Origin of the sequence: Vibrio sp. V42_P2S4T144 (assembly GCF_009904715.1) — a bacterium.
Lineage (GTDB): Bacteria > Pseudomonadota > Gammaproteobacteria > Enterobacterales > Vibrionaceae > Vibrio > Vibrio alginolyticus.
In genome coordinates, this window is record NZ_WXWS01000001.1 from 1 (window position 1) to 3,151 (window position 3,151).

The window sequence follows — 3,151 nt, forward strand, 5'->3', positions numbered from 1 at the left end:
CCATATCGGTGCGCCCTTTTCACAAATTTAAAGCAACGGCAGAGAAGTTACCCAAAACTGTGCATTAAATGTTCAAAAAGTCTTTCCACTGTTCGATAAGTGCCATGAAATCCTCTATCCCACAACTTGCTGTACTTTCTGCATTGTAGAAGTCGAACTCACTTTCCATCTCGACATCATATTCATGGGCTAATGCGTTTTCTTGTACAAGAACTTCGTCGCCCTGAATCATCAAGCTAATTTCCGTGCCTGTAAGGTTATGCTCCTGAGAAGGCGCTGAAAATGACCGCTCAATTAGCTTTTCAACCTGTGCAATCTTCATCGGATCTTTACCAATTTCTTCTTGCAACCAGCGCCCTACAATCTCATGTCCCATGCTACATTTTACGTAGTACTCGCCCATCAACGTGTTACGAATGAATTCAAATTCCACCGAGATTGCCTATTTCGTATCAATTTGGTGCGAGTATAGCGAATTGCTCCCATAAAAAAAGCACCTCATGTGAGGTGCTTTTGAATTGTGCATTTCTGATTATGCCGGTTCTTGGAAGATCACTTCGTCCGCTTTCTTGGTGTATTGATCCATTTTATGGAAGTTCAAGTAGCGGTACGTATCCGTTGCCGTAGCGTCGATTTGCTTCGCGTATTCTAGGTATTCTTCTTTGGTTGGAATCTTACCTAGGATTGCACCTACTGCAGCTAGCTCAGCTGACGATAGGTAAACATTCGCACCAGTACCCAGACGGTTCGGGAAGTTACGCGTTGAAGTCGACATTACTGTTGATTTATCTGCAACACGCGCTTGGTTACCCATACAAAGTGAACACCCTGGCGTTTCAATACGAACCCCTGCACGTCCGAAGATACCGTAGTAGCCTTCTTCAATCAGTTGGTCTTTATCCATCTTTGTTGGTGGCGCTACCCAAAGGCGCGTCGCTAACTGGCCATTGAACTTATCAAGCAATTTACCTGCTGCGCGGAAGTGACCGATGTTCGTCATACAAGAACCGATGAACACTTCATCAATCGCTGTGCCTTGTACTTCAGACAACAAACGAGCGTCATCTGGGTCATTCGGTGCACATAGTACTGGCTCATTGATTTCAGCCATATCGATTTCAATCACATGTGCGTATTCAGCGTCTTTATCTGCTTGCATCAGCTCAGGGTTTGCTAGCCACTCTTGCATTGCAGTAATACGGCGCTCGATAGTACGGCGATCACCGTAGCCTTCAGAGATCATCCACTTCAGCATCACGATGTTAGAGTTTAAGTACTCTTCGATCGACTCTTGAGACAATTTCACAGTACAACCTGCCGCCGAACGCTCTGCAGATGCATCAGAAAGCTCAAATGCTTGCTCAACCGTTAGCGTTTCTAAGCCTTCAATCTCAAGGATACGGCCAGAAAATTCGTTGATCTTGCCCGCTTTTTCTACCGTTAGTAGACCTTGCTGAATCGCGTAGTAAGGGATGGCATGAACAAGATCACGCAGTGTAATACCCGGTTGCATCTCACCTTTAAAACGAACCAAGATTGACTCTGGCATGTCTAGCGGCATAACGCCTGTCGCAGCTGCAAAGGCAACCAAGCCCGAGCCGGCTGGGAATGAAATACCCAGAGGGAAACGAGTATGTGAGTCACCACCCGTACCGACAGTATCCGGTAGTAGCATACGGTTTAGCCATGAGTGGATAATACCGTCACCAGGACGAAGAGATACACCACCGCGGTTCATAATAAAGTCCGGAAGTGTATGGTGAGTGTTAACGTCTACTGGTTTTGGATAAGCCGATGTGTGACAGAAAGACTGCATGACAAGATCAGCAGAGAAGCCGAGACACGCCAAGTCTTTAAGTTCATCACGAGTCATAGGGCCAGTAGTATCTTGCGAACCTACTGTCGTCATTTTCGGCTCACAGTAGGTTCCAGGACGGATGCCTTCTACGCCACATGCTTTACCAACCATTTTCTGTGCAAGCGTGTAACCCTTGCCAGAATCTGCGATTTCACCTGGTTTGCGGAATACGTCCGAAGGCTCAAGACCTAGCGATTGACGCGCTTTGTCTGTCAAACCACGACCGATGATCAATGGGATACGACCACCAGCACGAACTTCATCAATCAGTACTTCTGTTTTTAGCGAGAACTCAGCTAGAACCTCACCAGTTTCGTGGTTGCAAACTTTACCTTCATATGGGTAAACATCGATAACATCGCCCATGTTGAGCTTAGTTACGTCAACTTCGATTGGTAGTGCGCCAGCATCTTCCATTGTGTTAAAGAAGATAGGGGCAATTTTGCCACCAAGCACATACCCACCAGCTCGTTTGTTTGGAACGTAAGGGATATCATCACCCATAAACCAAAGCACTGAGTTGGTTGCAGATTTACGTGAAGAGCCAGTACCAACAACATCACCAACGTAAACCAATTGATGGCCTTTGTCTTTTAACTCTTCAATTTGCTTGATCGGGCCAATAGTACCCGGTCGATCAGGGTTTATTCCTTCACGCTCGTTTTTAAGCATCGCCAGTGCGTGTACTGGGATATCAGGGCGAGACCAAGCGTCAGGTGCAGGTGAAAGGTCATCCGTGTTCGTTTCACCTGTTACTTTAAATACGGTTAGAGTGACTTTTTCTTCAAGCTTAGGCTTAGAAAGGAACCACTCAGCATCAGCCCATGATTGAAGTACTTTCTGTGCATGCGCATTGCCTGCTTTCGCTTTCTCTTCTACGTCATAGAAAGCATCAAACATCAGCAGCGTATGAGACAGCGCTTTTACTGCGATCTCTGCCAGTGCTTCATCATCCAATAGCTCAACTAGCGGTTCGATGTTGTAACCACCTTGCATAGTGCCTAGCAGTTCAGCCGCTTTTTCACGACTCACTAATGGTGATTTAACTTCACCTTTTGCTACTGCTGTTAGGAAACCCGCTTTTACATAAGCAGCTTCATCAACACCTGGAGGGATACGGTTTTCAAGTAGGTCAAGAATGACTTTTTCTTCACCTTGCGGGGGATTTTTCAGAAGTTCTACAAGTCCAGCAACTTGTTCTGCGTCTAGCGGTTTAGGAACAACTCCTTCAGCAGCACGCTCTTCGACGTGTTTACGGTAGGCTTCAAGCACGACTTTTTCCTCTCATTGCGG

Annotated in this window: 2 protein-coding genes; both read right to left on the bottom strand. The window is 46.3% G+C overall.

Annotated elements, in window-relative coordinates:
• Positions 1-64: 64 nt before the first annotated feature.
• A complete protein-coding gene (locus CAG68_RS00005) occupies positions 65-433 on the bottom strand; it encodes a YacL family protein (protein WP_017635908.1) in 369 nt (122 codons plus the stop codon).
• Positions 434-532: 99 nt separating this feature from the next.
• On the bottom strand, positions 533-3,130 hold the full coding sequence (gene acnB, locus CAG68_RS00010; RefSeq protein ID WP_086047030.1) for a bifunctional aconitate hydratase 2/2-methylisocitrate dehydratase: 2,598 nt from the start codon (positions 3,128-3,130) through the stop codon (positions 533-535).
• Between the last annotated feature and the right edge of the window lie 21 nt (positions 3,131-3,151).